Consider the following 26,253-nt stretch of genomic DNA (forward strand, 5'->3'; position numbering starts at 1 on the left):
GTCAGCCCTCCTTGTTCTCAGTCGAAGCGGGGGCGTCGGCCGAGGCTGCGCGGCCGGCGTCGGTGCTCGTCGCCGTGGTGCCCGACGCGCCGGAACGACGCGGGCGGCTGGGACGCTCACGACGCGGACGGTCGGCGGGAGCAGCTGCAGCAGCAGCGAGCTCACGACGGCCACCAACGATGTCGCCCTTGTAGATCCAGACCTTCACGCCGATACGACCGAAGGTGGTCTTGGCCTCGTACAGGCCGTAGTCGATGTCCGCACGCAGCGTGTGCAGCGGAACCCGACCCTCACGGTAGAACTCCGAGCGCGACATCTCGGCGCCACCGAGGCGGCCCGAGCACTGCACGCGGATGCCCTTGACGTTGGGCTGACGCATGGCCGACTGAATGGCCTTGCGCATCGCCCGACGGAAGGCAACACGGTTCGAGAGCTGCTCGGCGACGCCCTGCGCCACCAGCTGAGCCTCGGACTCCGAGTTCTTGACCTCGAGGATGTTCAGCTGGACCTGCTTACCGGTCAGCTTCTCGAGCTCGGCGCGAATGCGATCGGCCTCGGCGCCGCGGCGACCGATGACGATGCCCGGGCGTGCGGTGTGGATGTCCACACGCACACGGTCACGGGTGCGCTCGATTTCGACCTTCGCGATGCCTGCACGCTCGAGGCCGGAGGCCAGGAACTTACGGATCGCGACGTCTTCCTTGACGTATTCCGCGTACTGCTTGTCTGCGTACCAACGCGACTTCCAGTCGGTGGTGATGCCCAGACGGAAGCCGTGCGGGTTGATCTTCTGGCCCACTACTGAGCTCCCTTCCGGCGGTTGCGAGTCGAACCCGACCGAGATGCGACGCTTTCCACGATCACGGTGATGTGGCTCGACCGCTTGCGGATTCGGAACGCACGGCCCTGGGCACGCGGCTGGAACCGCTTCAGGGTCGCACCCTCGTCCACATACGCCGTCGCGACGACGAGCGTGCTGGGGTCGAGGTTGTAATTGTTCTGCGCGTTCGCAGCGGCAGAGGCGATCACCTTGGCGACCGGCTCGGCCGCGGCCTGCGGCGCGAACTTGAGGATTGCGAGGGCTTCCTCGACGGACTTACCGCGAACGATGTCGACGACGCGGCGCGCCTTCATCGGGGTTACGCGCACGTGGCGCGCAACAGCCCGAGCGCTGTTGGTTGTGGTTTCAGTGCTCATCGACGCTTGCTCTTCCGGTCGTCCTTGATGTGGCCCTTGAACGTACGGGTCGGTGCGAATTCACCGAGCTTGTGGCCGACCATCGAATCCGAGATGAACACCGGCACGTGCTTGCGTCCGTCATGGACGGCAAACGTGTGACCGATGAAGTCCGGCAGAATCGTGGAACGGCGCGACCAGGTCTTGATGACCTGCTTGGTGCCCTTCTCGTTCTGGACGTCGACCTTCGCCAGGAGGTGGTCGTCGACGAACGGGCCCTTCTTGAGGCTGCGTGGCATTCTCTAACTCCCTCCTTGACTAGCGCTTTTTACCGGTACGGCGGCGACGGACGATGAGCTTGTCGGACGCCTTGTTCTTGCGGGTACGGCCTTCCGGCTTACCCCAGGGGCTGACCGGGTGGCGACCACCCGAGGTCTTGCCCTCGCCACCACCGTGCGGGTGGTCGACCGGGTTCATCACGACACCACGGACGGTCGGGCGCTTGCCCTTCCACCGCATACGGCCGGCCTTGCCCCAGTTGATGTTCGACTGCTCGGCGTTGCCGACCTCGCCGACGGTGGCGCGGCAGCGCACGTCGACGCGACGGATTTCACCGGACGGCATACGCAGCGTGGCGTAGGTGCCTTCCTTACCGAGGAGCTGGATGCTCGCGCCGGCGGAACGTGCCATCTTGGCGCCGCCACCCGGACGCAGCTCGACTGCGTGGATGGTGGTACCGGTCGGGATGTTGCGCAGCGGCAGGTTGTTACCCGGCTTGATGTCGGCCGTGGGGCCGGACTCGACCGGAGCACCCTGCATCAGGCCCTTGGGGGCGATGATGTAGCGCTTCTCGCCGTCCACGTAGTGGAGCAGCGCGATGCGAGCGGTGCGGTTGGGGTCGTACTCGATGTGAGCGACCTTCGCCGGGATTCCGTCCTTGTCGTTGCGACGGAAATCGATCAGGCGGTAGGCGCGCTTGTGGCCGCCACCCTTGTGCCGGGTGGTGATGCGACCGTGCGCATTACGTCCACCACGACCGTGAAGCGGGCGAACCAGCGACTTTTCGGGCGTCGACCGAGTGATCTCGGCGAAGTCCGACACGCTGGCGCCACGACGGCCCGGCGTAGTCGGCTTGTACTTACGGATTGCCATGAGTCTTCTCGTCCTCTATCTCTCGAGAGTTCCGATCGCTACGCGACCGGGCCTCCGAAGATCTCGATGGGCTTGCTGTCGGCGGCCAGGGTCACGAGCGCGCGCTTGGTGTCCTTGCGCTTGCCGTAACCGGAGCGGGTCCGCTTGCGCTTGCCCTGACGGTTCGCGGTGTTGACGCTGGTCACCTTGACGCCGAAGACCTTCTCGACGGCAATCTTGATCTGCGTCTTGTTCGAGTCCGGGTGAACCAGGAAGGTGTACGTGCCGTCTTCCATCAGTCCATAGGACTTCTCGGAGATGACGGGAGCCAGCAGGATGTCGCGCGGATCGGCGATCGTGCTCACTTGGTCTCCTCCTTGAATTCCTGGCCGGACTCTGCCGGGCCGTGGATGAACGCGTTCAGCGCTTCGACGCTGAACACGACGTCGTCGCTGTAGAGCACGTCGTAGGTGTTCAGCTGATCCGGCGCGAGCGCGTGGACGTTCGGAAGGTTCTGCACCGACTTCCACGCCGCCACGTCTTCACGGCCGACGACGAGCAGGACCTTCTTGCGGTCGCTGATTTCGCCGAGGAACGTGCGAGCACTCTTCGTCGACGGGGTCTGACCCGCGACGAGTTCGGTGATCACGTGGATGCGCTCGTTGCGTGCCCGGTCGGAGAGGGCACCGCGGAGAGCGGCAGCCTTCATCTTCTTGGGGGTGCGCTGCGAGTAGTCGCGCGGCTGCGGGCCGTGGACGACGCCGCCACCGACGAACTGCGGTGCACGGGTCGAACCCTGGCGGGCGCGGCCGGTGCCCTTCTGGCGGTACGGCTTCTTGCCGCCGCCGCGGACCTCGCCACGAGTCTTCGTGGAGTGCGTGCCCTGGCGAGCCGCCGCAAGCTGTGCGACGACGACCTGGTGCAGCAACGCGATGTTCGCGGGAGCGTCGAAGATCTCCGAGGGGAGATCGACGGTGCCGTTGGACTGGCCACCGGGCGCCTTGACGTCCAGTGTCAGCTTGGTTGCGGTCTCGGTGCTCATGCCCGTGCACCACCCTTCACTGCAGTCTTGACGATCACGAGGCCGCCCTTACGGCCGGGGATCGCGCCCTTGATCAGGAGCAGACCGTTCTCGGCATCCACCTTGTGGACCGAGAGGTTCTGCGTCGTGATGCGGTCGGAGCCCATCCGGCCGGACATGCGCGTGCCCTTGAACACGCGGCCCGGGGTGGCGCAGCCACCGATGGAACCCGGACGACGGTGCACAGCCTGCGCACCGTGCGAGGCACCCTGGCCCGCGAAGCCGTGACGCTTCATGGTGCCGGCGAAGCCCTTGCCCTTGGAGGTGCCGGTGACGTCGACGAATGCGCCGTCCTCGAAAACCTCTGCGGTGAGCTCCTGGCCGACCTCGTAGTCCGAGGTGTCCTCGACGCGAAGCTCGACGAGGTGGCGACGCGGGGTCACGCCGGCCTTGTCGAACTGGCCGCGGACGGGCTTGTTGACCTTGCGAGGCGCGATGGCACCGAACGCGAGCTGCACGGCGTTGTAGCCGTCGCGCTCCTCGGTGCGAACCTGCGTGACCACGTTCGGTCCGGCCTTGACGACGGTCACCGGAACGACCCGGTTGTTCTCGTCGAAGACCTGGGTCATGCCGAGCTTGGTGCCCAGGATTCCCTTGATCTGGTTAGTCATGTGTTATCTCCGCTGCGTCTTCCGAAGCTCACTGAATGTTGACATCGACGCTCGCCGGAAGGTCGATGCGCATGAGCGCGTCGACAGTCTTCGGCGTCGGGTCGAGGATGTCGATCAGCCGCTTGTGGGTACGCATCTCGAAGTGCTCGCGCGAGTCCTTGTACTTGTGCGGCGAACGAATGACGCAGTACACGTTCTTTTCTGTAGGCAACGGCACCGGGCCGACCACGCGGGCACCCGTACGGGTGACCGTTTCGACGATCTTGCGCGCAGATGCGTCGATCGCCTCGTGGTCATAGGCCTTGAGCCTGATGCGGATCTTCTGTCCCGCCACGCTTAGTGTCCTTTTCTTGCCGCGTTTCGTAGCACCCGATCAAGCCGGGAACCACCTCGTCTGCACAGTTCCCCAGGGGAACGGCGACAGAGAACAGCACTGGAATACACATTGCGAGCCGGGGTCACCCGATCCGCTGCCGCTGTTCATCTGTCATTGTTCTCCGGTCCACGCGGTCGGGCGTGTCGCCCAGTCGCTCATTCCCCGGTGACGAAGCTCAGGGCTTCGACACCGCAAAGAACGGGACCGAATGCACTCATACGAGCGCACGCTGGTACTGCTTCCGTCTTGCTTTGTGGCCGCAACCAACCCTCGGGCCGATCAGCGACTGTCACGATTTCCCGATCCGAGCCGCGAAACAACCCATGGCCCGGTCAAGGCAACCCGACCAGTATGCAGGAGTCCACGCGAGAGTTCAACTCGGCCCCGTGCGTGGTCCTGCTCACCGCGCTACCCGAGGAGCATTATTCCGCCGGATTCATCGGAGGTGTGCGCACGGGGGCGGCGGCACCGTGGGTGTTGGTGGGGTCCGGTCCGGCGCCCGGAGGTCCCCGCAGCACCTCCGGAGCCCGGCCGGTCGCCGGCGGGAGCACCGGCTGCTCTCGCCAGATCGGCAGTGCCGCTTGCACTTCGAGGCCGATCGCAATCAGCTCGGCGTCCTGCCAGGGGCGTGCGCCGAGCTGAACCCCCACCGGCATCCCGGTGGACCTCGATCGCCCCGCCGGAATTGTCACGACGGGTGCCCCCGCGTAGTTCGCCCACCGCACGTCGCCCACCACGCCCGAAGTCACGCTGACACCGAGGAACTCGTCGCGACGCGCACCGTCGACCGCCGACCCCGCCACCGCAATGGCATCGAGATCCTGATCGGCGAACATCCGGTTGTACTCCGATTGGTAGCGAAGCCGGTCGCGTTCGAACTGGAAGTAGTCACCGACAGGCACCCCCAGCGACGCGACGGCCGCGGACACCAGCACCGCCTTGTCCGGCCGGTACAGCCCGAGCCGATCTGCGAACTGCTGATGGTAGGAGCCCATCTCCACCTGATCGCCCGTCGCGAGCGACGACGGCAGAGGCGGCATGGTCACCGGCACGGTCACGGCGCCGAGCGAACGTACGACGTCGAGGAATCCGTCGACGACCCGCTGCACCGCGGCCACGGGTGCGGGACGGGAATCGACCGGTACCCCGATCCTGATTCCGGAGAGAGGCGCCGCCCCGCCGCGAGCGGCGAGCGGGTATCCGCCCTCCGGAACCGGGCGCCCGAGGGACGTGATCGGATCGTCGGCGTCCGGTCCCGCGAGCACGGACATGAGCAGGGCCGCGTCTCCGAGACTGCGCGCCATCGGCCCGACATGGTCTCGGGTCCAGGTGAGCGGGATCATGCCGTACGAGGTGATCGCCCCGTAGGTGGGTTTGATCGACGAGACTCCGCACGCGCTGGCGGGCAGGCGTGCCGAGCCTCCGGTGTCACTGCCCAGAGCGAGGGGCACGAAGCGGGCCGCGAGAGCGGCTGCACTGCCTCCCGAAGAGCCCCCGGGCGAGAATCTCGTGTTCCAGGGGTTGCCGACCTGTGGGGTCGTGACCCCGATCGCGAACTCGTCGGTGTGCGTGTGACCCATGAGTACCGCGCCGGCCTCGTCGAGCCTCCGCCACACCCCCGAGTGACCGGCTGCGATGTTGCCCTCGAGCACCCGGCTCGACGCGGTCAACGGCAGACCGGATACCGCGAAGATGTCCTTGAGCGCGATCGGCAGCCCGCACAACGGGGAGATGTGCGTCTGCTCGCGTCGCGCGCGGGCGAGACGCTCCCCCGCCGCATCGGCCGCCTCGTAGGCGAGTTCGGGATAGAGCCGCACCCAGGCACCGACGTCACCGTCGAAGGCGCGGGTGCGGCTGAGGCACGACTCGAGCAATTCGCGGGGATGCAACAGGCCGGCGCGCAGAAGTGCAGCGGCGTCCACGGCGCTCATCAGCGCGGGATCGCCGGCGGTGACCGTCTCCGGCTCCGGCAGTCTGTGCCGAGCTGCCCGAGAGGTAGCGGCCGAGACCGAACCCCAGGCGACCAGTCCGCCCGCCGCTCCCCCGATCAACTGCCGACGCGTTACTGGGACTGCCACGCCCCCAGAAGACCACGGATCGGCCGGATTCGCCGGTCGGGGGGTGTCCCGTTGTGATCTTGTCTCGAAAACGGCGCGGCGGCTCGATTCCTCCCACCATCCGTTGCCAGAGGCCCGCCGATACACCATTGGACCCGCCTCGTTGCAGTGACGCCGGTAACATCGCCTCTCGACGGCAGCGCATCCGTCATGGTCGGCGGCACCGCCGCCGGCGGGAAGACGAAGTCCCGATGCAGGGCGGGACCGAGTTCGACGGTGGAGTGTGATGCTGAACAGTCATGATCAGGCAGTCCTCGTGGAGGACGTGCACAAGTCTTTCGGCGATGTCGAGGCCCTCGACGGGATCGGTTTCACTGCCGCTGCGGGGCGTGTCCTCGCCATTCTGGGACCCAACGGAGCCGGAAAGACCACGATGGTCAAGGTCCTGTCGACGTTGTTGCGCCCCACTTCCGGGCGAGCGGTCGTTGCGGGACACGACGTCGTCACCGACGCTGCGGCGGTGCGCCGATCCATCATGATGACCGGCCAGTTCGCAGCGCTCGACGACACGCTCACGGGCCGGGAGAACCTCGTGCTCTTCGGCCGGCTGATGGGTCTCGACAACGCATCGGCGAAGCGGCGCGCCGACGACCTCCTCCGCCAGTTCGATCTGGTCGAAGCCGCTCGCCGCCCGGTGAAAGGCTATTCCGGCGGCATGCGACGCCGCGTCGACATCGCCTGCGGACTGGTGGTCCGCCCGGAGGTGGTCTTTCTCGACGAGCCGACCACGGGACTCGATCCGCGGAGCCGGCAGGGCGTGTGGGCGCTGGTGTCGGCGCTCAAGGACCAGGGGATCACGGTGCTCCTGACGACCCAGTACCTCGAAGAGGCGGATGTACTGAGCGACAACATCATCGTGATCGACAAGGGCACCGTCATCGCCGAGGGCACAGCCAACCAGCTCAAGGCATCGGCAGGAGGCAGCTTCTGCGAGATCGTGCCGGTCGAGCCCCGCGCCCTCCCGGCCATCGCGCAGGCGCTCGGTGACATGGTGCCGCCGGACGCTCGCGCGGCGTTCCCCCTCGGGACCGAAGGAGACGAGGACAGGATCTCGATCCCGGCACCCGACGGCGCCGCGACCCTCACCGAGGCTCTTCGGCGCCTCGAACCGCTCGACGTGGACCTCGCAGATATCGGGCTTCGGAGGCCGTCGCTCGACGACGTGTTCCTGCGTCTCACCGGACACACCGCGACGCCCGTACCGGGTGAGTCGCGGGGGGGCCCCGCCCCCCCCCCCCCCCCCCCCCCGCCCCTCTTGGTTAGTGTCAGTGTCAGCAATCCACGATTGACGAGAAGGCAGGTACCCGTGACTCATCAGAATCCGGCGACATCCATCGGTCCGACGATGACCTCGGCCACCGCTGGGCTCAATCTCAGCGACTCGGTGTACGAACGCCTGCTCCGCGAGCGGATCATCTTCCTCGGCACCCAGGTCGACGACGACATCGCCAACAAGCTCTGCGCGCAGATCCTCCTGCTGTCCGCGGAGGACCCCAACCGCGACATCTCGCTGTACATCAACTCCCCGGGTGGTTCGGTCACCGCGGGTATGGCGATCTACGACACGATGAAGTTCGTCGAGTGCGACGTCGCGACGTTCGCGATGGGTCTGGCTGCGTCGATGGGCCAGTTCCTGTTGGCTGCCGGTACCAAGGGCAAGCGTTACGCGCTTCCGCACGCGCGGATCATGATGCACCAGCCGTCCGCAGGGATCGGTGGCACCGCGAGCGACATCGCGATCATGGCGGAGCAGTTCGCGCACACCAAGCGGGAGATGGCAGAGCTGATCGCCGAGCACACCGGGCAGAGCGTCGAGCAGATCACCGCGGACTCCGACCGCGACCGGTGGTTCACGGCCAAGGAAGCACTCGAGTACGGCTTCGTCGACCATGTCGTCGCACGGGCCCAGCAGGCCGGCGGCACCGGCAACTGATCCCCGGGATCCACCGACCCGCTCCACGCCCCACGAATTCTTGGAGAAGCGATGACCAACATGTTCGATCCGCGCCAGCTCGGCGGCCAAGCTCCGGCTTCCCCGGCGAGCCGCTACATCCTGCCCTCGTTCATCGAGCACTCGAGCTACGGCGTCAAGGAATCCAACCCGTACAACAAGCTGTTCGAGGAACGCATCATCTTCCTCGGCGTGCAGGTCGACGATGCGTCGGCCAATGACGTCATGGCGCAGTTGCTGGTGCTCGAGTCCCTCGACCCGGACCGCGACATCACGATGTACATCAACTCGCCCGGTGGCTCGTTCACCTCGCTGATGGCCATCTACGACACGATGCAGTACGTCCGCGCCGACATCACCACCGTGTGCCTCGGTCAGGCCGCGTCGGCAGCGGCCGTGCTCCTCGCTGCCGGCACCCCGGGTAAGCGCCTGGCGCTGCCCAACGCGCGTGTGCTCATCCACCAGCCCTCGACCGGCGGAATCCAGGGCCAGGTCTCGGACCTCGAGATCCAGGCCGCGGAGATCGAGCGGATGCGGCGCCTCATGGAGACGACGCTCGCGCGGCACACCGGCAAGGACGCGGATCAGATCCGCAAGGACACCGATCGTGACAAGATCCTGACCGCCGCGGAGGCCGTCGAATACGGATTGATCGACAACGTCCTGGAATACCGGAAGCTCTCCGCACAGAAGTAGCCGAACGGCCCGGCCCGACCGCGTGTCTCGTGGTCCGGGTCGGGCCGATGTGCAATTGTGATCGGCACCATGTGCAGGGCATATAAATATGGCCGGAAACGCCGAGAAGCGGTCGACCCGACTGCCGGACTCCGGGTACGGTCGAGCCAACGGCCCGTTCCCAGGGCCGGCGCGCAACGAATCGCGGGAGCGGTTGCACGCACACGAGGAAGTAGGGACCTGACAGATGGCACGTATCGGTGACGGCGGAGATCTGCTCAAGTGCTCGTTCTGCGGAAAGAGCCAGAAGCAGGTCAAGAAGCTCATTGCGGGTCCCGGTGTCTACATCTGCGACGAGTGCATCGACCTCTGCAACGAGATCATCGAGGAAGAACTCGCCGAAACCAGCGAGGTCAAGCTCGACGAGCTACCCAAGCCTGCCGAGATCCGGGACTTCCTCGACAACTACGTCATCGGCCAGGACTCCGCCAAGCGGACGCTCGCCGTCGCCGTCTACAACCACTACAAGCGGATCCAGGCCGGAGACAAGGCCCGCGACGCTCGTGGTGAGACCGTCGAACTGGCCAAGTCCAACATTCTGCTGCTCGGGCCCACCGGTTGCGGCAAGACGTACCTCGCCCAGACCCTCGCGAAGATGCTCAACGTGCCGTTCGCGATCGCCGATGCCACCGCTCTCACCGAGGCGGGATATGTCGGCGAAGATGTCGAGAACATCCTCCTCAAGCTGATCCAGGCAGCGGACTACGACGTCAAGCGCGCCGAGACCGGCATCATCTACATCGACGAGGTCGACAAGATAGCCCGCAAGAGCGAGAACCCGTCCATCACGCGCGACGTGTCGGGTGAGGGCGTGCAGCAAGCCCTGCTGAAGATTCTCGAAGGCACCCAGGCTTCGGTGCCCCCACAGGGCGGGCGCAAGCACCCCCACCAGGAATTCATCCAGATCGACACCACGAATGTGCTGTTCATCGTCGCGGGCGCGTTCGCGGGACTCGAGCGGATCGTCTCCGACCGGATCGGCAAGCGCGGCATCGGGTTCGGTGCAGAGGTGCGCTCGAAGGCCGAGATCGACACCACCGATCACTTCGCCGACGTCATGCCCGAAGACCTCATCAAGTTCGGTCTGATCCCGGAGTTCATCGGCCGTCTGCCGATCGTGGCATCGGTGACGAATCTCGACAAGGAATCGCTCGTCGAGATCCTGTCCGAGCCGAAGAACGCACTCGTCAAGCAGTACGTCCGCCTGTTCGAGATGGACGGCGTCGAACTCGAGTTCTCGCAGGACGGCCTCGAGGCGATAGCGGACCAGGCAATCCTGCGGGGCACGGGCGCTCGCGGTCTCCGCGCCATCATGGAGGAAGTCCTCCTGCCCGTCATGTACGACATCCCCAGTCGCGACGACGTCGAGAAGGTTGTGGTCACCGCCGAGACGGTCACCGACAACGTGCTTCCGACGATCGTCCCGCGCAAGACCGATCGTGACCGTCGCGAGAAGTCGGCCTGACCGCCTTCGGGCAACGGCTCTTCGAACGACTCGGGCCCCGCCCGGATTCGGGCGGGGGCCGAGGTCTGTTCGGGTGAAGGTCGCGCCGGGGTGTTCGGGGTGTGATCAGTCGACCGCGAGTGCGGTCTTCTCCAGTTCGGCGATGCTGTAGGCGGCGTAGTTCTCGTACTTGCCGCGTCCGGTGAAGTACGACGACAGCTGTTCGTCGAGTTCCTCCACGGTGAACGCGGAACCCGCCGCGTCGAAACGGTTCTCGACCTTCGGGGAGTCCATGAGCGCGACCATCTTGCCGTACACCACGAACACCTGACCGTTGATCTCGTGCGAGGCGGGGGAGGCAAGGTACGTGACGAGGGTGCCGACGCGCTCGGGCGCGAGCGGGTCGAGACCGGTGGTCGCAGCGTCGGCCTCTCCGAATGCCTCGGCGGTCATGGCCGTCCGGGCGCGCGGGCAGATGGCGTTAGCCGTGACGCCGTAGCGGGAGAGTCCCTGTGCGGTGGACAAGGTCAGGGCAGTGATGCCTGCCTTGGCGGCCGAGTAGTTGGGCTGTCCGGCGGAGCCGAAGAGGAATGCCTCCGACGAGGTGTTGACGACCCGGCCGTACACGGGACCACCGGTTTCCTTGCTGGCTGCGCGCCAATGGACGGCGGCGGCGTGAGACGTCGCGGCGTGACCCTTGAGGTGCACGCGAATCACGTCGTCCCAATCGGATTCGGTGAGGTTGAAGATCATTTTGTCGCGGAGAATGCCGGCGTTGTTGACGAGGATGTCGAACGAACCGAATGCCTTGACGGACTCTTCGACGAGGCGTCCTCCGAGCGACCAGTCGGAGACGTCGCCGGTGACGGCGATTGCCTGCCCGCCCGATGCGACGATCTCTTCCGCGACCTGGTGTGCGGCGTCGCCCATGTCGTTGACGACGACGGCGGCACCGGCGGCAGCCAGTGCGAGAGCCTCGGCGCGCCCGAGGCCGGCACCGGCCCCTGTCACGACGGCGGTGCGGCCGGACAAGCTGACTGTTTCACCCATGCGTTCGTCTCCCGTGTTCGTTTCCGTGCCGAGCCCGAGCCCTCACGAAAAGTGATATTCATTCTAGTTTGGTCCTCGGGTGGGTCCGGAGGGGTCGCACGGTCTCACTGTGCGGGAGTGCCGCGACTGCCGCTACCGGAGGTTCCGTTGCCGGTGGTGCACTGCCGGTGCGGGGATGGCCTCCGCTGACGCGGATCACCACCCGAATGCGGGCAGCAAGCGAAAAGTGTTCGTGCCCAGTGTGTTCGAATCCCGTTCCGGTCGCTTCGGAGGAGGTGGTGAGCTGCGAGATCTCACTGACCGGTACCCGAACCGCCCGGGTCGGTAGGGGTGAGGATCTACGCTCTGCTTTCGTCCGAGGTGAACGAAGGGGGATGCGAGATGCCCAGGATCGGGGCGGCACGCGACGCGGCGGAGCCCAGCTCGACGGAACAGCACGCGCGATACGACCGGATCCTGACGGCTGCGGCACGACTGGCGGGGGACAAAGAACTCGAGCGCGTACAAATGCAGGACGTCGCCAAGGCGGCAGGGGTCGCGATCGGTACGCTCTATCGCTATTTCCCGTCCAAGACCCACTTGTTCGTCGCGGTGATGGTCGACCAGATCGACCGCATGGGCATCCAGCTGTCCCGGCGTCCCTCTGCCCCGGCCTCGCCGTCCGATGCCGTCTACCAGGCATTACTGCAGGCGACGCGGGCGCTGGTGCGTACGCCGCTCCTGGCGAACGCCATGATCCGGTCCGCGTCGTCGTCGAATGCCGCCACCATTCCCGATGTCTCGAAAATCGATCAGCACTTCGATCGACTGCTCCTCGCGGCGGCGGGAATCTCCGAGCCCACGGTGCGAGACGCGACGGTGGTACGGCTGGTGGTCGCCCTGTGGTTCGGTCTCGTCCAGGGGGCACTCAACGGCAGGACCTCCATTCCGGAAGTCGAGTCCGACCTGCGCGTCGCCTGCGACCTGCTCCTCGTCGATCTGTCGGTGGGCCGGCCTCGATCGAACGGGTGAGTTGCGGCGGCACCCGAGGAAGCCTCCTCTCGCACTGCAAGTCCCGCTTGCCGGGACAAGTCCGGAACTCCGGCCGGTGACAGAAATAGAATAAATTTCAGAAACGCCGACACTTCAGGAGTGGCATGAGCAACGTCGTCATCGTCGAGGCCGCACGTACGCCGATCGGCCGCCGCCGCGGACAGCTGGCCGGAGTGCACCCCGCCGTGCTTCTGGGCGCCGCCCAGAAAGCACTGCTGGACCGCACCGGACTCCCCGCCGGGCAGATCGGCCAACTGGTCGGTGGCGCGGTCACGCAGGCGGGGGAGCAGTCCAACAACGTCACCCGGCAGGCGTGGCTGCACGCCGGCCTCCCGTACACGGCTGCCGCCACCACAATCGACTGCGCGTGCGGTTCGTCGCAGCAGGCGGTGCACATGGTCGCGGGACTGATCGCGTCCGGGCAGATCGACGCCGGTATCGGCTGCGGCGTCGAAGTGATGAGCCGAGTTTTCCTCGGGCAGGCCAACGCACCCGGCACGGGTAACCCGTACCCGGCCGACTGGTCGATCGACATGGGCGACCAGTTCACCTCGGCGGAGCGGATCGCAGCCAACCGTGGCATCACGCGCGCCGATGTCGACGCCTTCGGACTGGAGTCGCAGCGTCGCGCCGCGAATGCGTGGGCCGAGGGACGGTTCGACCGTGAAATCGTGCCGGTCGACGCTCCGGTCGTGACCAAGGGCGGAGAACCCACGGGTGAGGTCGCCACCGTGACGCGCGACGGCGGTCTCCGCGACACCTCCGCGGACGCCCTCGCGGGGTTGAAGCCCGTGATCGAGGGTGGTATCCACACCGCCGGCAACTCCTCACAGGTGAGCGACGGTGCCGCCGCAGTCCTGCTGATGAGCGAGGACAAAGCACGGGAGGCGGGGCTGCGGCCACGCGCCCGGATCCTCGCGTCCACCCTGGTGGGCTCGGACCCGTACTACCACCTCGACGGACCGATCGACTCCACTCGGGCGGTGCTCGACCGCACCGGAATGTCTTTGTCGGACATCGATCTCGTCGAGATCAACGAAGCGTTCGCCTCGGTCGTGCTGTCCTGGGCACAGGTGCACAAGGCCGACCTGAGCAAGGTCAACGTCAACGGCGGTGCCATCGCCCTCGGGCATCCGGTGGGCTCCACCGGAGCGCGACTGATCACCAGTGCTCTGCACGAGCTCGAGCGGTCGAATCGCTCGACCGCACTGATCACGATGTGCGCAGGCGGCGCACTGTCCACAGCCACCGTCATCGAGCGCATCTGACGCCGTGATCTTCTATCAAGGGACCCGTTCATGACTTTGGGATTGAGTGACGAGGACCGCGAGCTTCGTGATTCCGTACGCGGCTGGGCGGTACGACACGCGACGCCCGAGGTGATCCGTGCGGCTGTCGATGCCGAGGCGGAGACCCGGCCGTCGTTCTGGGGTTCGTTCGCCGACCTCGGCATGCTGGGACTGCATCTGCCGGAAGACGTCGGCGGCGCCGGCTTCGGTTATCTCGAAACCGCTGTTGTCGCCGAGGAGCTGGGCCGAGCCATGGTGCCCGGACCGTTCCTCCCGACGGTGATCACGTCCGCGGTTCTGAACGAGGCGGGGCGTCGAGCGGAACTCGAGGGACTGGCGAACGGTGCACTGTACGGTGCGGTGTCGCTGCAGCCGGGCCGGCTGCGCATCGTTCGCGACGGAGCCTCGGTCAGCCTGTCCGGCACATCGGGAGTCGTGCTCGGTGGCCAGGTGGCCGACGTGTTCCTGCTCGCCGCCGACGACGGGGGCGAGCGCGCATTCGTGGTGGTCGCTCGTGACCGTATCGGCGTCACGGACCTGCCGAGTTACGACGTGGTGCGGCGCAACGCCGAGATCAGCGCGGACGGGCTTGCCCTCTCCGACGGTGACGTGCTGACCGTGGACCCCGACCGGGTACTCGACATCGCCGCAACGTTCTTCGCAGCCGAGGCGGCCGGCCTCGCGGACTGGGCCACCACGACCGCCGCGGACTATGCGCGGGTGCGCCGACAGTTCGGCCGTGTCATCGGCCAGTTCCAAGGCGTCAAGCACACCGTCGCACGAATGCTCTGTCACACCGAGCAAGCCCGCGTCACGACGTGGGATGCGACTCGCGCACTGGGCGAGGACATTTCCGCCGATGAGGCCTCGCTCGCAGTAGCCGTCGCTGCGTCCGTCGCCCCGGAAGCGGCATTCCAGGTCACCAAGAGCTGCATCCAGGTTCTCGGCGGTATCGGTTACACCTGGGATCACCCCGCCCACCTCTACATGCGGCGCGCTCAATCTCTGCGAATCCTGTTGGGCTCCACGGCGTCCTGGCGTCGCCGGGTGACTGCTCTCACGCGCGCCGGTGCCCGCCGGGTGCTCACCGTCGACCTTCCACCCGAGGCGGAGCAGATCCGAGCGGACGTCCGCGCCGAACTCGAGCCGGCCACCCTGCTCGACGATGTGAAGCAGAAGGCGTATCTGGCGGAGAAGGGCTACACCACACCGCACCTTCCCGAGCCGTGGGGCAAGGCTGCCGACGCCGTCACCCAACTCGTCATCGCCGAGGAGCTGCGCGCAGCAGAGCTCACACCACACGACATGATCATCGGCAACTGGGTGGTGCCGACGCTGATCGCGCACGGCAACGCCGAGCAGATCGAACGGTTCGTCCCGCAGTCGTTGCGCGGCGATCTCGTGTGGTGCCAGCTCTTCTCCGAGCCCGGTGCCGGCTCCGACCTCGCGGCGCTGTCCACCAAGGCCGTCAAGGTCGACGGCGGCTGGAAGCTCAACGGGCAGAAGGTGTGGACGTCGATGGCGCGGGTCGCGGACTGGGGCATCTGCCTCGCCCGTACCGACGTGGACGCACCCAAGCACAAGGGTCTGTCCTACTTCCTGATCGACATCAAGAACACCGAAGGTCTCGACATCCGGCCGTTGCGGGAGATCACCGGTGAAGCTCTGTTCAACGAAGTGTTCTTCGACGATGTGTTCGTGCCCGACGAATGCCTGGTCGGTGAGCCCGGCGACGGGTGGAAGCTCGCACGCACCACCCTCTCCAACGAGCGGGTGTCCCTGTCGCACGACTCCACGTTCGGGGCGGGCGGCGAGGCCTTGCTGGCACTGGTGGAGAACGCTCCCGGGGGACCGGACGACGAGCAGCTCAGCGTCCTCGGCAAGGTGCTGAGCGACGCGCAGTCCGGTGGCCTGATGGGGCTGCGCGCCGCCATCCGCTCCTTGAGCGGTGGCCAACCGGGTGCCGAGTCGTCGGTCTCCAAGCTGATGGGTGTCGAACACGTCCAGCAGGTCTGGGAACTCGCGATGGACTGGGCCGGTCCCGCCTCGCTGGTCGGTGAGCAGGATCGCTCGTCCGCAACGCACATGTTCCTCAACGTGCAGTGCATGTCCATTGCCGGCGGTACGACGAACGTCCAGCTCAACATCATCGGCGAGCGGATCCTCGGTCTGCCCCGCGATCCCGAACCCGGAAAGTGAACGCACCATGCCTATCGACGTGAACGCCGCACTCACGGCCGACCCGACCGTCCGCGAGGCCGGCTGGACCGAACGGGACGTGATCCTCTACCACCTCGGTCTGGGTGCGGGTGTCGACTCGCTGGACCCGGCCGAGCTGGGATGGGTCTACGAGAAGAACCTGAAGGTCCTTCCGACATTCGCCATGGTTGCGGGACAAGGCGTCTCGGCCGGCGCGGTCACAGCCGCCGGGCTGAACCTGCCGGGAATCGACATCGACCTGCGCAAGATTCTTCACGGCGGGCAGTCCCTCACCGTGCACGCCCCCATCCCGGTCTCGGGCGCCGCCACGATTTCGTCGCGTGTCGCCGACGTGTGGGACAAGGGCAAGGCGGCGGTGATCGTGCTCGAGCAGTCCGCGCAGGACTCCGGTGGAAAGCCGTTGTGGACCACGGCGATGCAGATCTGGGCGCGAGGGGAGGGCGGCTTCGGCGGCGATGCCGGGCCTGACGCGTCGAACGCAGTGCCGGAGCGGAGCCCGGACAAGGTTCTCGTGTCTCCGACGAGTACGCAGCAGGCACTGATGTACCGGCTCAGTGCCGATATGAACCCTCTGCACGCGGACCCGGCATTCGCGAAGATGGCAGGTTTCGACCGGCCGATCCTGCACGGTCTCGCCTCGTACGGCATCGTCTGCAAGGCGGTGGTCGACGGTGTGCTCGACGGAGACCCCACCCGTGTCCGGACGTTCTCGGTGCGGTTCGCCGGATCGTTGTACCCGGGAGAAACGATCGAGACCGCGGTGTGGCACGACGGCGACACCCTCACCGTGCTCGCGACTTGCCCCGAACGCGACGGGCAACCGGTGCTGACCCACGCCACGATGGAGATCCGATGAGAGTCGATCCGAACGTCCACCCCACCGTCGGGAATGCGCCCGACGGCACGATCCTGACGTCGGCTCCGCAGGACACCGCCGTCGACCGGGCCGCAGCCGCTGCTCGGCGCGTGGTGGACGCGCTTCTGCGCACCGACCGCGACAACGCGAACCTCGAGCGGGTTGCGGAAGAACTCGACAGTATCGCCGCCCACCTCGAGGAGCACGCTCCCGAGGTACAGGAACGGCTGGTCGATATGTGGCACGGAGAGGGCGTCACCCGGCACGATCCCGTCACCGGTCCGGAGAATGCGCTGGCGCCGCCGCTGGTGCTCGCCGGTCGTGAAGACGGATCGGTGGAAGGGGTTGTGACGCTGACCTTCCCGTACCAGGGCCCGCCCGGGCACGTGCACGGCGGTGTCGCGGCGCTGCTCATCGACCACACCCTCGGTGTCGCGAATGCCTGGGCAGGACGCAGTGGGGCGACCGCGCAACTCAATGTCAGGTACCACCGTCCCACCCCGTTGTTCGAACCGCTGACCGTGACCGGCCGGCTGGTTCGGGAAGAGGGCCGCAAGATCGAGACGGTCGGCGAGATCAAGACCGCGGACGGCGCCGTCTGTGTCTCCGTGGAGGCACTGTTCATCGACAAGACGGTTCCCCGTCCCCGCTGACGGCGGCGGAAGACCGACATCACAGATCTGGGAGGAAGCGGCATGGGGAAGCTGGACGGACGGGTGGCAGTCGTCACCGGAGCGGGTATGGGCATCGGCCGCGGTGTCGCCGGTGCACTCGCCCGCGACGGGGCGGACATCCTGGTCGCCGAGGTGGACGCGGAGGCCGGTGCCGACACCGCGCGGTGGCTCACCGACCGGTGGGGCGTGCGGGCGGAGTTCGTCCACACCGACGTGACCGATCGGGAGCAGGTGCACGCGATGGTGGACACTGCCGCCCGGGAGTTCGGCCGACTCGACATCCTCGTCAACAACGCCTGGCGGTCGCTGGGGTTCGCACGGATGGAGAAGACACCGGAGGACTCGATGCGGGCAGGCTTCGACATGGCCGTGATGGCCGCGTTCTGGGCGATGCAGCGCGCGTTCCCCGAGTTGGCGCGGCACGGAACCGGACGGGTGATCAACATGTGCAGCCTCAACGGCGTCAACGCGCACATGTACTCGGTGTCGTACAACGCCGCGAAGGAGGCGTTGCGCAGCATGACCCGCACTGCGGCCCGCGAGTGGGCGCCGAAGCAGGTGTGCTGCAACGTGATCTGCCCGGGCGCACAGAGCGCGGCCTACCGGCGTGTGGCGGAGGCCGATCCGGAGATGGCTGCCACGCAGGCCGCCGCGAACCCGATGGGGCGGATCGGTGACCCCCTCGACGACATCGGCACCGTCGCCGCATTCCTCGCGAGCGACGACTCGCGATATCTGACCGGCAATACGCTGTTCGTCGACGGCGGCAGCCACATCAACGGGGTGCAGTGGGCGCCGAGCGTGGACTGAGCGCGCAGCCGACTCAGCCGACCTTGACGCGCTCGGTCGCTGTGTAGACGTTCATCGTGTCGCCCCGCAGGAATCCCACCAGGGTCAGTCCCGACTCGGCGGCGAGGTCCACCGCGAGCGACGACGGTGCCGAGACCGCGGCGAGCACCGGCACCCCGGCCATGACCGCCTTCTGGACGAGTTCGAACGACGCGCGCCCGCTCACCATGAGCACGCTGTTCGAGAGCGGGACGCGGCCATCGGTGAGCGCCCAGCCGAGCACCTTGTCCACCGCGTTGTGCCGTCCGACGTCTTCGCGCACAGCGAGAAGTTCGCCGTCCGGAGTGAACAGTGCCGCCGCGTGCAGGCCGCCGGTCGAGGCGAACACCTGCTGCTTGTCGCGCAGGGTGTCGGGCATCGTCGTGAGGGTTCCGGCCGCGAGCATGGGCGAGTCCGCGTCGGTGAGGGGAAAGCGGGTACGCGTGCGCACCTGATCGAGCGACTCCTTGCCGCACACACCGCACGCCGACGTGGTGGTGAACGAGCGCCGGCCGACGCCTTCTCCGATCGTGACGCCGGGGGCCAGGGCGACGTCGAGGACGTTGTACGTGTTGGCCCCGTTCTCGTCGACTCCGTCGCAGTAGCGGACCGCCGCGACATCCTCACGGTCGCTGATCATGCCTTCGCTCAACAGGAAGCCGTGCACCAGATCGACATCGTGACCGGGCGTCCGCATCGTGATCGTCAACGCGTCGCCGCCGAGTCGGATTTCGAGCGGTTCCTCGACGGCGAGGGTGTCCGGTCGCCGCGACACCCGGTCCGCCGTGATGCGCAGGACAGGTCGGCGGGCGGTCACGCGTCCCATCGTTCACCTCCGGTGTGTCGTCTTCTCACGATACGGAACTCGTCGCGTGATCGCTCCCGGGGTCGGGCAGATCCGGGTGGGTCGCCCTCGGGGGGCTGCTCCGGCACTGTAACGAGATCTTCACGGGGTGGGAGCATGCGGGTTTACATGCTCGGTCCACTCTCAGGGAACGGTGATGAACAAGGAAAGACTCTCGCCGATCGATGGGCCGAAAGGTCTTCCCTCAGGACTGGACAAGGTGACCCTATGGAACAGGCACTTGCTGCCGCGGATACCGCCTGGATCTTGGCGGCGTTCACGGCCGTCGCACTGATGGTCCCGGGCCTCGCGCTGTTCTACGGCGGCATGCTCGGCGTCAAGAGTGCGCTCAACATGATCATGATGGTGCTCGGCGGGTTCGCCGTAGCGGGCGTGGTGTGGGTCGTCTTCGGTCCCGCGGCGGTGCTCGGCGACAGCGTCGGCGGACTCGGCCTCATCGGCAATCCGTTCACCGACATCGGACTCGCCTCACTTCTCGAGGAAGACCCGGCCGGCGGGATTCCGGCCGCACTCACCGCCGCCTTCCACCTCCTCTTCGCAGGAATCACGGTGGCGATCATCGCGGGCGCGGTCGCCGACCGCATGAAGTTCTCCGCCTGGCTCGTGTTCTCCGGAATCTGGCTCGTGCTCGTCTACTTCCCGATCGCGCACTGGGTGTTCGCATTCGACGACGAGGAGGCCGGCACCAAGGGTGGGTGGATCGCCAACACGCTCGGCGCCCACGACTTCGCCGGCGGCACCGCCGTCCACATGAACGCGGGAGTCGCCGCACTCGCGGTCGCGCTCGCCCTCGGTGCCCGGCGCGGTTTCCCGCACGTGGCACGGCCGCACAGCCTGCCGCTGGTCGTACTGGGCGGCGGCATCCTGATGTTCGGCTGGTTCGGATTCAACGGCGGATCGGCGGGCGGCGCCAACCACACCGCCGGTGTCGTCGTCCTCAACACGATGGCCGCCGCAGTAGCGGGCCTTCTCGGCTGGATCCTGGTGGAACGCATCACGGAGAAGCACGCCACCACCCTCGGAGCCGTATCCGGCATGATCGCCGCCCTGGTGGGCATCACGCCCGCCGCCAGCCTCGTCTCACCGCTCGGTGCTCTCGCGATCGGTGTCGTCTCCGGTGCGGTCAGCTGCTTCGCGGTGGGATGGAAGTTCAAGATGGGTTACGACGACTCGCTCGACGTCGTCGCGATTCACCTGATGGGAGGTGTCGTCGGCACGACCCTCATCGCGTTCATCGCAACGGCCGCTGCGCCCGCGGGTGTCGACGGCTTGTTCTTCGGCGGCGGCATCGATTTCCTCGGTCGCCAGATCGTCGCGATGGCTGCGGTCTTCGCGTATTCGTTCGTGGTGACCTTCCTGATCGCCAAGGTCCTCGACAAGACCATGGGTATCCGGGTCGATGCCGAGACCGAGAAGATCGGTATCGACGTGCCGGTGCACGGTGAAACCGCCTACGTCATGGATTCGTTCGCGGCCGGTGCGCCGTCGAAGATGCGTCCTTCCGATTTCGCGGAGGATCGTGACATCGTCGTTCCCACGACCTGACGGTCACCCCACGAGATCGTGCACGGATGATGCGCCCCCGCCGGTTCTCCCGGCTGGGGGCGCATCGTCATCCCTGGTGGTTGTCGGGGTACGCCGTCACCGCGAGGAACCGGATCGGCAATGTGACGAGTTCGTTCGGCCCGTGGACGCCCTCGCCGTCGAGCAGCAGTGAATCGCCGGCCGTGAGGCGGTACTCGGAATCGCCGTGGCCGTAGACCATTTCGCCTTCGAGCATGTACAGCAATTCGGTTCCGGGGTGCTGGAAGAGAGGGAAGATGTCGCTCGCGTCGGTGAGGGTCACCAGGACCGGTTCCAGACGCTGGTGCTGACCGCGGAGCGCACCGAGCAATTCGTAATGATGGCCTGCGCGGGTACCGCGGCCGACGATCTCGGCGCCGTGACCGCTCTTGGTGAACACCGCCTCGCGGTGTGCGTCGGCACCCCGGAACAGGGAGGTGACGGGCACGTCGAGACCCGCGGCGAGCCGTGCGAGGGTGGACAGGCTGCACGAGGTCTGCGCGTTCTCGATCTTCGAGAGCATCGCCTTGGAGATGCCCACCTTCGCAGCCATGTCGCCGACCGACAATCCACTGGCCAGGCGCAGTGCCCGCACCTGGTGTGCGATGGCCCGTTCGAGATCGACGCCCGTGGGGGTGTCCCGAGGGACCTCGCGGCCGGAGGTGTCGTGGAGGACGGCGCGATCCGGTGTGGTCATATCAGCAGACTACAACCTGTTTCCCGGCAGTAGACAGCCCGCGGCACCTCCGGCCGGAGCATCGGAGGTGCCGCGGGGACGCGGAGTCAGAACGCTCGTCCGGGAATCCACTCGGTGCCGGCGAGGGGCACGCGGGCCATCGCCGCGGATTCGATCGTCAGGGCCACCAGGTCCTGTGGTTCGAGATTGCGCAGGTGCGACTTGCCGCACGCGCGCGCGATGGTCTGAGCCTCCATGGTGAGGACGCGCAGGTAGTTCGCGAGCCGCCGTCCACCCTCGATCGGATCGAAATTGCGCTGCAGTTCCGGGTCCTGCGTCGTGATGCCCGCGGGGTCCTTGCCGTCCTGGAAGTCGTCGTAGAAGCCTGCGGCCGAGCCCAGTTTCGCGTACTCCGCCTCGTACTTCGGATCGTTGTCGCCGAGTGCGATCAGCGCGGCGGTCCCGATCGCCACGGCGTCGGCGCCGAGTGCCATCGCCTTCGCGACGTCGGCGCCCGACCGGATACCACCGGAGACGATGAGCTGTACACCACCCGAAGTGCGGTGCATTCCCATCTCCTGCAACGCCTGCACGGCCTGGGGGATGGCAGCGAGCGTGGGGATCCCGACGTGTTCGATGAAGACATCCTGGGTCGCGGCCGTGCCGCCCTGCATGCCGTCGACGACGATCACGTCCGCGCCGGCCTTCACGGCGAGCTTGACGTCGTAGTACGTGCGGGTGGCCCCGACCTTGACGTAGATCGGCTTCTCCCAGCCGGTGATCTCCCGCAGTTCGATGATTTTGATCGCGAGGTCGTCGGGTCCGGTCCAGTCGGGGTGCCGGCATGCGCTGCGCTGGTCGATACCCACGGGCAGTGTCCGCATTCCTGCCACCCGCTCGGTGATCTTCTGGCCGAGCAACATTCCACCGCCACCGGGCTTGGCGCCCTGACCGAGCACGATCTCGATGGCGTCGGCCTTGCGCAGGTCGTCGGGATTCATCCCGTACCGAGACGGAAGGTATTGGTAGACCAGGTATTTGGATTGGCCGCGTTCCTCCGGTGTCATGCCGCCGTCTCCGGTGGTGGTGGAGGTGCCGACCTCACTCGCGCCGCGTCCGAGCGCATCTTTCGCGCCGCCCGAGAGGGCGCCGAAACTCATTCCGGCGATGGTGACGGGGATATCCAGGTGAAGAGGGTACTTCGCATGACGATCTCCGAGGACGACATCGGTCTCGCACTTCTCCCGGTATCCCTCCAGGGGGTACCGCGACATCGACGAACCGAGGAACAGCAAGTCGTCGAAGTGTGGGACCTTGCGTTTGGCGCCCCAGCCACGAATGTCGTAGATGCCGGTGTCGGCGGCACGCTGGATCTCGTGAACGACGTTGCGGTCGAAGGTCGCCGATTCGCGCAGACCGGGCCGGAATGTCATGGAAGTCTCCTCGCTGTCGAGCGGGTCGGGATCAGTACGCGGACGCGTTGTCCACATGGAAGTGGTAGAGGCTGCGGGCGGAGCCGTACCGGGTGAAGTCGCTGGGATCGGCGTCGAAGCCGGCCGCGTCGAGCAGTTCCCGGAGTTCCGCGAGATGTTCGGGGCGCATCGGTTTGGCGATGCAGTCTGCGCCGAGGGAGGCGACAGTGCCCCGCACGTAGATGCGCGCCTCGTACAGCGAATCGCCGAGCGCCTCACCCGCGTCGCCCAGTACGACCAGTCGTCCGGCCTGCCCCATGAAGGCGCTCATGTGGCCGATGTTGCCGCCGACGACGATGTCGACGCCCTTCATCGAGATCCCGCAGCGAGCGGCGGCGTTCCCTTCGATCACGAGTAAGCCGCCGTGGGCGGTGGCTCCGGCGGATTGGGACGCGTCCCCGGTTACCCGCACCGTGCCCGACATCATGTTCTCCCCGACGCCGACGCCTGCGTTGCCGTCGATCGTCACGCGGGCATGCTGGTTCATCCCGGCTGCGTAGTAGCCGACGTGTCCGGAGATGTGCACCTCTATGGGCCGGTTCAGTCCGCACGCCAGTGCGTGCTGCCCCTGTGGATCGGTGACGTGCACGGTGGCGGGTGCCTCGGTCGCCTGGAGCGCCGTGTTGAGTTCCCGGGTGGTGGTCACGTCGAGGTCGTATGCGGCGGTGGGCAGCGTGTCGGTGGTCATGAGTTTCTCCGGCGTCGAAGTGGCAGCGGCAATACGGGTCCGGTCAGCGGTGCCATACGTAGACCCGTTCGGGTTCGGGTTCGAAGATGTGTGCGTCCGATATCCCCGGAAGATGTGCGAGAGCGCGGAATTCGGATGCCATCGCCACGTAGGAGTCCGTTTCCGCGACGACGGCAGGTTTGCATGCGATCGGATCGCGCACCACGGCGAACGCATCGGCCGTGGAGACGAGCAGCGTGTAGAAACCGTCGAACCGCTCACCGAGCAGGCGAAGCGCCTTGTCGAGGTCTGCTCCGTCGGCGAGGTGCTTGGCCACGAAGCGTGCACCTACTTCCGTGTCGTTCTCGCTGTCGAACACCACGCCATCGTCTTCCAGTTCCCGTTTCACGGAAAGATGGTTCGAGAACGAGCCGTTGTGCACCAGGCACTGGTCCGGCCCCACGGCGAACGGATGGGAGCCCGCTGCCGTCACCGCGGATTCGGTGGCCATGCGGGTGTGGCCGACGCCCTGACGACCCGACGCCCGGGGAAGTCCGAACCGCTCGGCCAGCAGCAACGGGTTGCCCATTCCCTTGAGGACGGTGACTTCGTCGCCGAAACCGATCACGGTCGCGCCCGGGTCCACCCTGCGAACGGCGTCCGCCAGTGCCGCGGCGGGAATCGGTGCATGGACCACGGTAGTGGGGGAGCGGTCGATGCCGGTGACGGAGACGCCCAGCGCATTCCTCAGGGCGCCGGCAAGATTCGCCGACGCTCCGAGGACCGAGACCGAGGAGTGTCCCGCCGGGGAGAATGCCGGATCTCCGTAGATGGCGACGCCCGCCGAGTCCGGTCCACGGTCCACCATTCGGCCGAGCATGCCTGTCAGCAGGTGGCCCAGACGTGGTTCGAGTGAGGCGTCACGGAGGTGAAGCCCGACGATTCCGCACATGTCTTCTCCTGGTCGGTGTCAGAAAGCGGTCAGGTAGTTGTCGATCTCCCACGGCGTCACGGTGTTGTGCCACTGGAAGAATTCCTCGCGTTTGAGGGAGGTGAAGTACTCCGCGACCCCGGGTCCGGCAGCATCGAGTGCTGCGGTGACGACGGGATCGGCGGCGAGGGCGTCCATGGCGTGCAGGAGCGTCATCGGCAATGCGTCGGATGCGACGCCCGCACCAGGAGTACCAGGATCGAGTCCGCGTTCGACACCGTCGAGTCCGGCGGCCACGGTCGCAGCGATCGCAAGATACGGATTGGTGGAGCCGTCACCGCCTCGCAGTTCGACGCGGTGCGAGTCCGGAACCCGGATGTAGTGGGTGCGGTCGTTGCCTCCGTAGGTCGCACGACGCGGCGACCAGGTGGCACCCGACGTCGTTGCGGTCGCACCCGTGCGCTTGTACGAGTTCACCGTGGGTGCCAGCACGCCCTGCAGGGCGCACGCGTGATCGAGAATTCCGCCGATGAACGAGTAGGCGAGGTCGGACAGGCCCAACCCCCGAGGGTCCCCGGCGTCGGGGAACGCGGCACGGTCGCCGTTCCACAGGGACATGTGCATGTGCATGCCGGTACCGGTTCGGTCGGCGAAGGGCTTGGGCATGAAAGTTGCGGTCATGCCGCGTTGCTCGGCGAGGACGGAGATCAGGTACCGCAGGGTCATCACACGGTCGGCCGTGACGAGGGCCTCGTCGTAGCGGAAGTTCTGTTCGAACTGGCCGTTGCCGTCCTCGTGGTCGTTGGCGTAGTTGCCCCAGCCGAGAGTGTTCATCGCCGACGAGATGGACGTGAGGTGCTCGTACATGCGGGTGACGTCGCGGGCGTCGTAACAGGGCTGGCGCGAGGTGTCGAGGAGATCGGCGGTGCGCAGGGTCCCCTCCTCGTCGCGCTGGACGAGGAAGTACTCGATCTCGGCGCCGACCTTGACCGTGAGTCCCTTTTCCGCCGCGGCGGCGAGCGCCTTCTCGAGGATGATTCGCGGGGCGAAGGGCCAGGGCTTGCCTTCCACGTGGGGATCGCAGTGGACGAGCGCGAGGCCGTCGCGGATGAAGGGGATGGGGGTGAACGAAGAGAGATCGGGGATCGCGACGAGGTCGGGATCTTTCGGCACCTGGCCGATGGAACCGGCTGCGTAGCCGGCGAATCCGACACCGTCGTTCTGGAGTTCGTCGGCCGACTCGACCGGAACCAGCTTGGCACAGGGCTTTCCGGACAAGGTCGTGAAGACGGCCAGGATGAAGCGGGTGCCGGTGGCGCGTGCGAGAGAAGCGAGATCTGTGGCCTGGTCCGCGATGGTGCCGGACGCAGTGCTCGGGTGCGGGTGACCGTTCGTCGACTGCGACCGCCGGGAGATGAGGTCGGTGGCTTCGAGCGTCATGGGAACTCCTGTGGTTCGGCGGCGGGGTTTCATGATGTGAATCGCTGTCGAATGTAATGAAACATAGC

26 protein-coding genes and 1 pseudogene are annotated in these 26,253 nt (G+C 66.7%); 11 read left to right on the forward strand and 16 right to left on the reverse strand.

The window, feature by feature from the left end; translation table 11 throughout:
- Position 1: 1 nt before the first annotated feature.
- The 9 genes from rpsC to TVH25_RS03270 all read right to left on the reverse strand — a co-directional run bounded on the left by rpsC (position 2) and on the right by TVH25_RS03270 (position 6,453).
- Complete coding sequence (rpsC, locus tag TVH25_RS03230) at positions 2-799, reverse strand: 30S ribosomal protein S3 (protein ID WP_072699608.1); 798 nt, start codon at positions 797-799, stop codon at positions 2-4.
- The gene (rplV, locus tag TVH25_RS03235) at positions 799-1,197 is read right to left on the reverse strand and encodes a 50S ribosomal protein L22 (RefSeq protein WP_169619970.1); all 399 of its coding nucleotides are present in this window, start codon (positions 1,195-1,197) and stop codon (positions 799-801) included. The genes rpsC and rplV overlap by 1 nt, the downstream gene beginning before the upstream one ends.
- On the reverse strand, positions 1,194-1,475 hold the full coding sequence (gene rpsS / locus TVH25_RS03240; RefSeq protein WP_072699610.1) for a 30S ribosomal protein S19: 282 nt from the start codon (positions 1,473-1,475) through the stop codon (positions 1,194-1,196). The genes rplV and rpsS overlap by 4 nt, the downstream gene beginning before the upstream one ends.
- Before the next feature lie 19 nt (positions 1,476-1,494).
- A complete protein-coding gene (gene rplB, locus TVH25_RS03245) occupies positions 1,495-2,328 on the reverse strand; it encodes a 50S ribosomal protein L2 (RefSeq protein WP_169619971.1) in 834 nt (277 codons plus the stop codon).
- 38 nt (positions 2,329-2,366) lie between these two features.
- A complete protein-coding gene (gene rplW / locus TVH25_RS03250) occupies positions 2,367-2,672 on the reverse strand; it encodes a 50S ribosomal protein L23 (protein WP_072813738.1) in 306 nt (101 codons plus the stop codon).
- Entirely contained in the window at positions 2,669-3,349 is a 681-nt protein-coding gene (rplD, locus tag TVH25_RS03255) for a 50S ribosomal protein L4 (RefSeq protein WP_169619972.1), read from the reverse strand. Before rplD ends, rplW begins: the two co-directional genes overlap by 4 nt.
- Positions 3,346-3,999: a 50S ribosomal protein L3 gene (rplC, locus tag TVH25_RS03260; RefSeq protein WP_169619973.1), complete on the reverse strand. Its 654-nt coding sequence runs from the start codon at positions 3,997-3,999 to the stop codon at positions 3,346-3,348. Before rplC ends, rplD begins: the two co-directional genes overlap by 4 nt.
- 28 nt (positions 4,000-4,027) lie before the next feature.
- Positions 4,028-4,333, reverse strand: coding sequence for a 30S ribosomal protein S10 (rpsJ, locus tag TVH25_RS03265; RefSeq protein WP_003938093.1), 306 nt, complete (start codon positions 4,331-4,333; stop codon positions 4,028-4,030).
- A gap of 464 nt (positions 4,334-4,797) precedes the next feature.
- Positions 4,798-6,453: an amidase gene (locus TVH25_RS03270; protein WP_422423344.1), complete on the reverse strand. Its 1,656-nt coding sequence runs from the start codon at positions 6,451-6,453 to the stop codon at positions 4,798-4,800.
- A gap of 265 nt (positions 6,454-6,718) precedes the next feature.
- Here TVH25_RS03270 and TVH25_RS03275 point away from each other — a divergent pair.
- From TVH25_RS03275 to clpX, 4 genes and pseudogenes are all read left to right on the forward strand, one after another.
- Positions 6,719-7,684: pseudogene (locus tag TVH25_RS03275) on the forward strand (ATP-binding cassette domain-containing protein); the annotation flags it as partial.
- Positions 7,685-7,798: 114 nt separating this feature from the next.
- A complete protein-coding gene (locus TVH25_RS03280; RefSeq protein WP_169620475.1) occupies positions 7,799-8,425 on the forward strand; it encodes an ATP-dependent Clp protease proteolytic subunit in 627 nt (208 codons plus the stop codon).
- Between the two features lie 51 nt (positions 8,426-8,476).
- Positions 8,477-9,139: an ATP-dependent Clp protease proteolytic subunit gene (locus tag TVH25_RS03285; protein WP_169620476.1), complete on the forward strand. Its 663-nt coding sequence runs from the start codon at positions 8,477-8,479 to the stop codon at positions 9,137-9,139.
- Between the two features lie 226 nt (positions 9,140-9,365).
- A complete protein-coding gene (gene clpX / locus TVH25_RS03290; protein ID WP_169620477.1) occupies positions 9,366-10,643 on the forward strand; it encodes an ATP-dependent Clp protease ATP-binding subunit ClpX in 1,278 nt (425 codons plus the stop codon).
- 105 nt (positions 10,644-10,748) lie between these two features.
- Here clpX and TVH25_RS03295 read toward each other — a convergent pair whose 3' ends face one another.
- The gene (locus TVH25_RS03295; protein WP_422423345.1) at positions 10,749-11,672 is read right to left on the reverse strand and encodes a 3-oxoacyl-ACP reductase; all 924 of its coding nucleotides are present in this window, start codon (positions 11,670-11,672) and stop codon (positions 10,749-10,751) included.
- 381 nt (positions 11,673-12,053) lie between these two features.
- On the opposite strand from TVH25_RS03295, the gene TVH25_RS03300 reads away from it, so the two are divergent.
- The 6 genes from TVH25_RS03300 to TVH25_RS03325 all read left to right on the forward strand — a co-directional run bounded on the left by TVH25_RS03300 (position 12,054) and on the right by TVH25_RS03325 (position 18,553).
- Complete coding sequence (locus tag TVH25_RS03300) at positions 12,054-12,683, forward strand: TetR family transcriptional regulator (RefSeq protein WP_169620479.1); 630 nt, start codon at positions 12,054-12,056, stop codon at positions 12,681-12,683.
- A 125-nt stretch (positions 12,684-12,808) separates the two neighbouring features.
- A complete protein-coding gene (locus TVH25_RS03305) occupies positions 12,809-13,972 on the forward strand; it encodes a steroid 3-ketoacyl-CoA thiolase (RefSeq protein ID WP_422423346.1) in 1,164 nt (387 codons plus the stop codon).
- 30 nt (positions 13,973-14,002) lie between these two features.
- Positions 14,003-16,192: an acyl-CoA dehydrogenase gene (locus tag TVH25_RS03310; RefSeq protein WP_422423347.1), complete on the forward strand. Its 2,190-nt coding sequence runs from the start codon at positions 14,003-14,005 to the stop codon at positions 16,190-16,192.
- 7 nt (positions 16,193-16,199) lie between these two features.
- The gene (locus tag TVH25_RS03315) at positions 16,200-17,069 is read left to right on the forward strand and encodes a MaoC/PaaZ C-terminal domain-containing protein (protein ID WP_422423348.1); all 870 of its coding nucleotides are present in this window, start codon (positions 16,200-16,202) and stop codon (positions 17,067-17,069) included.
- The gene (locus TVH25_RS03320) at positions 17,066-17,722 is read left to right on the forward strand and encodes a PaaI family thioesterase (protein WP_422423349.1); all 657 of its coding nucleotides are present in this window, start codon (positions 17,066-17,068) and stop codon (positions 17,720-17,722) included. Before TVH25_RS03315 ends, TVH25_RS03320 begins: the two co-directional genes overlap by 4 nt.
- A 42-nt stretch (positions 17,723-17,764) precedes the next feature.
- Positions 17,765-18,553 carry an SDR family NAD(P)-dependent oxidoreductase gene (locus tag TVH25_RS03325; RefSeq protein WP_296550929.1) on the forward strand — a complete coding sequence of 263 codons (789 nt, stop codon included), beginning with the start codon at positions 17,765-17,767 and terminating at the stop codon, positions 18,551-18,553.
- Between the two features lie 13 nt (positions 18,554-18,566).
- Here TVH25_RS03325 and fdhD read toward each other — a convergent pair whose 3' ends face one another.
- Positions 18,567-19,397, reverse strand: a complete 831-nt coding sequence (fdhD, locus tag TVH25_RS03330) for a formate dehydrogenase accessory sulfurtransferase FdhD (RefSeq protein WP_169620485.1) — start codon at positions 19,395-19,397, stop codon at positions 18,567-18,569.
- A gap of 246 nt (positions 19,398-19,643) precedes the next feature.
- On the opposite strand from fdhD, the gene TVH25_RS03335 reads away from it, so the two are divergent.
- Positions 19,644-20,981, forward strand: a complete 1,338-nt coding sequence (locus tag TVH25_RS03335) for an ammonium transporter (RefSeq protein WP_422423350.1) — start codon at positions 19,644-19,646, stop codon at positions 20,979-20,981.
- Positions 20,982-21,048: 67 nt separating this feature from the next.
- Here the strand turns inward: TVH25_RS03335 and TVH25_RS03340 are convergent, their stop codons facing one another.
- The 5 genes from TVH25_RS03340 to glnT form a co-directional block, all read right to left on the reverse strand.
- Positions 21,049-21,696, reverse strand: coding sequence for a helix-turn-helix domain-containing protein (locus TVH25_RS03340; RefSeq protein WP_169620487.1), 648 nt, complete (start codon positions 21,694-21,696; stop codon positions 21,049-21,051).
- Positions 21,697-21,782: 86 nt separating this feature from the next.
- Positions 21,783-23,108: an FMN-binding glutamate synthase family protein gene (locus TVH25_RS03345; protein WP_169653223.1), complete on the reverse strand. Its 1,326-nt coding sequence runs from the start codon at positions 23,106-23,108 to the stop codon at positions 21,783-21,785.
- 31 nt (positions 23,109-23,139) lie between these two features.
- On the reverse strand, positions 23,140-23,835 hold the full coding sequence (locus TVH25_RS03350; protein ID WP_296550932.1) for a protein glxC: 696 nt from the start codon (positions 23,833-23,835) through the stop codon (positions 23,140-23,142).
- A 43-nt stretch (positions 23,836-23,878) separates the two neighbouring features.
- On the reverse strand, positions 23,879-24,766 hold the full coding sequence (locus TVH25_RS03355; protein ID WP_422423351.1) for a glutamine amidotransferase: 888 nt from the start codon (positions 24,764-24,766) through the stop codon (positions 23,879-23,881).
- Positions 24,767-24,784: 18 nt separating this feature from the next.
- Entirely contained in the window at positions 24,785-26,185 is a 1,401-nt protein-coding gene (gene glnT / locus TVH25_RS03360; protein ID WP_422423353.1) for a type III glutamate--ammonia ligase, read from the reverse strand.
- Positions 26,186-26,253: the final 68 nt, after the last annotated feature.

The organism is Rhodococcus sp. 7Tela_A2 (genome assembly GCF_049311045.1).
Taxonomy (GTDB): Bacteria; Actinomycetota; Actinomycetes; order Mycobacteriales; family Mycobacteriaceae; genus Rhodococcus.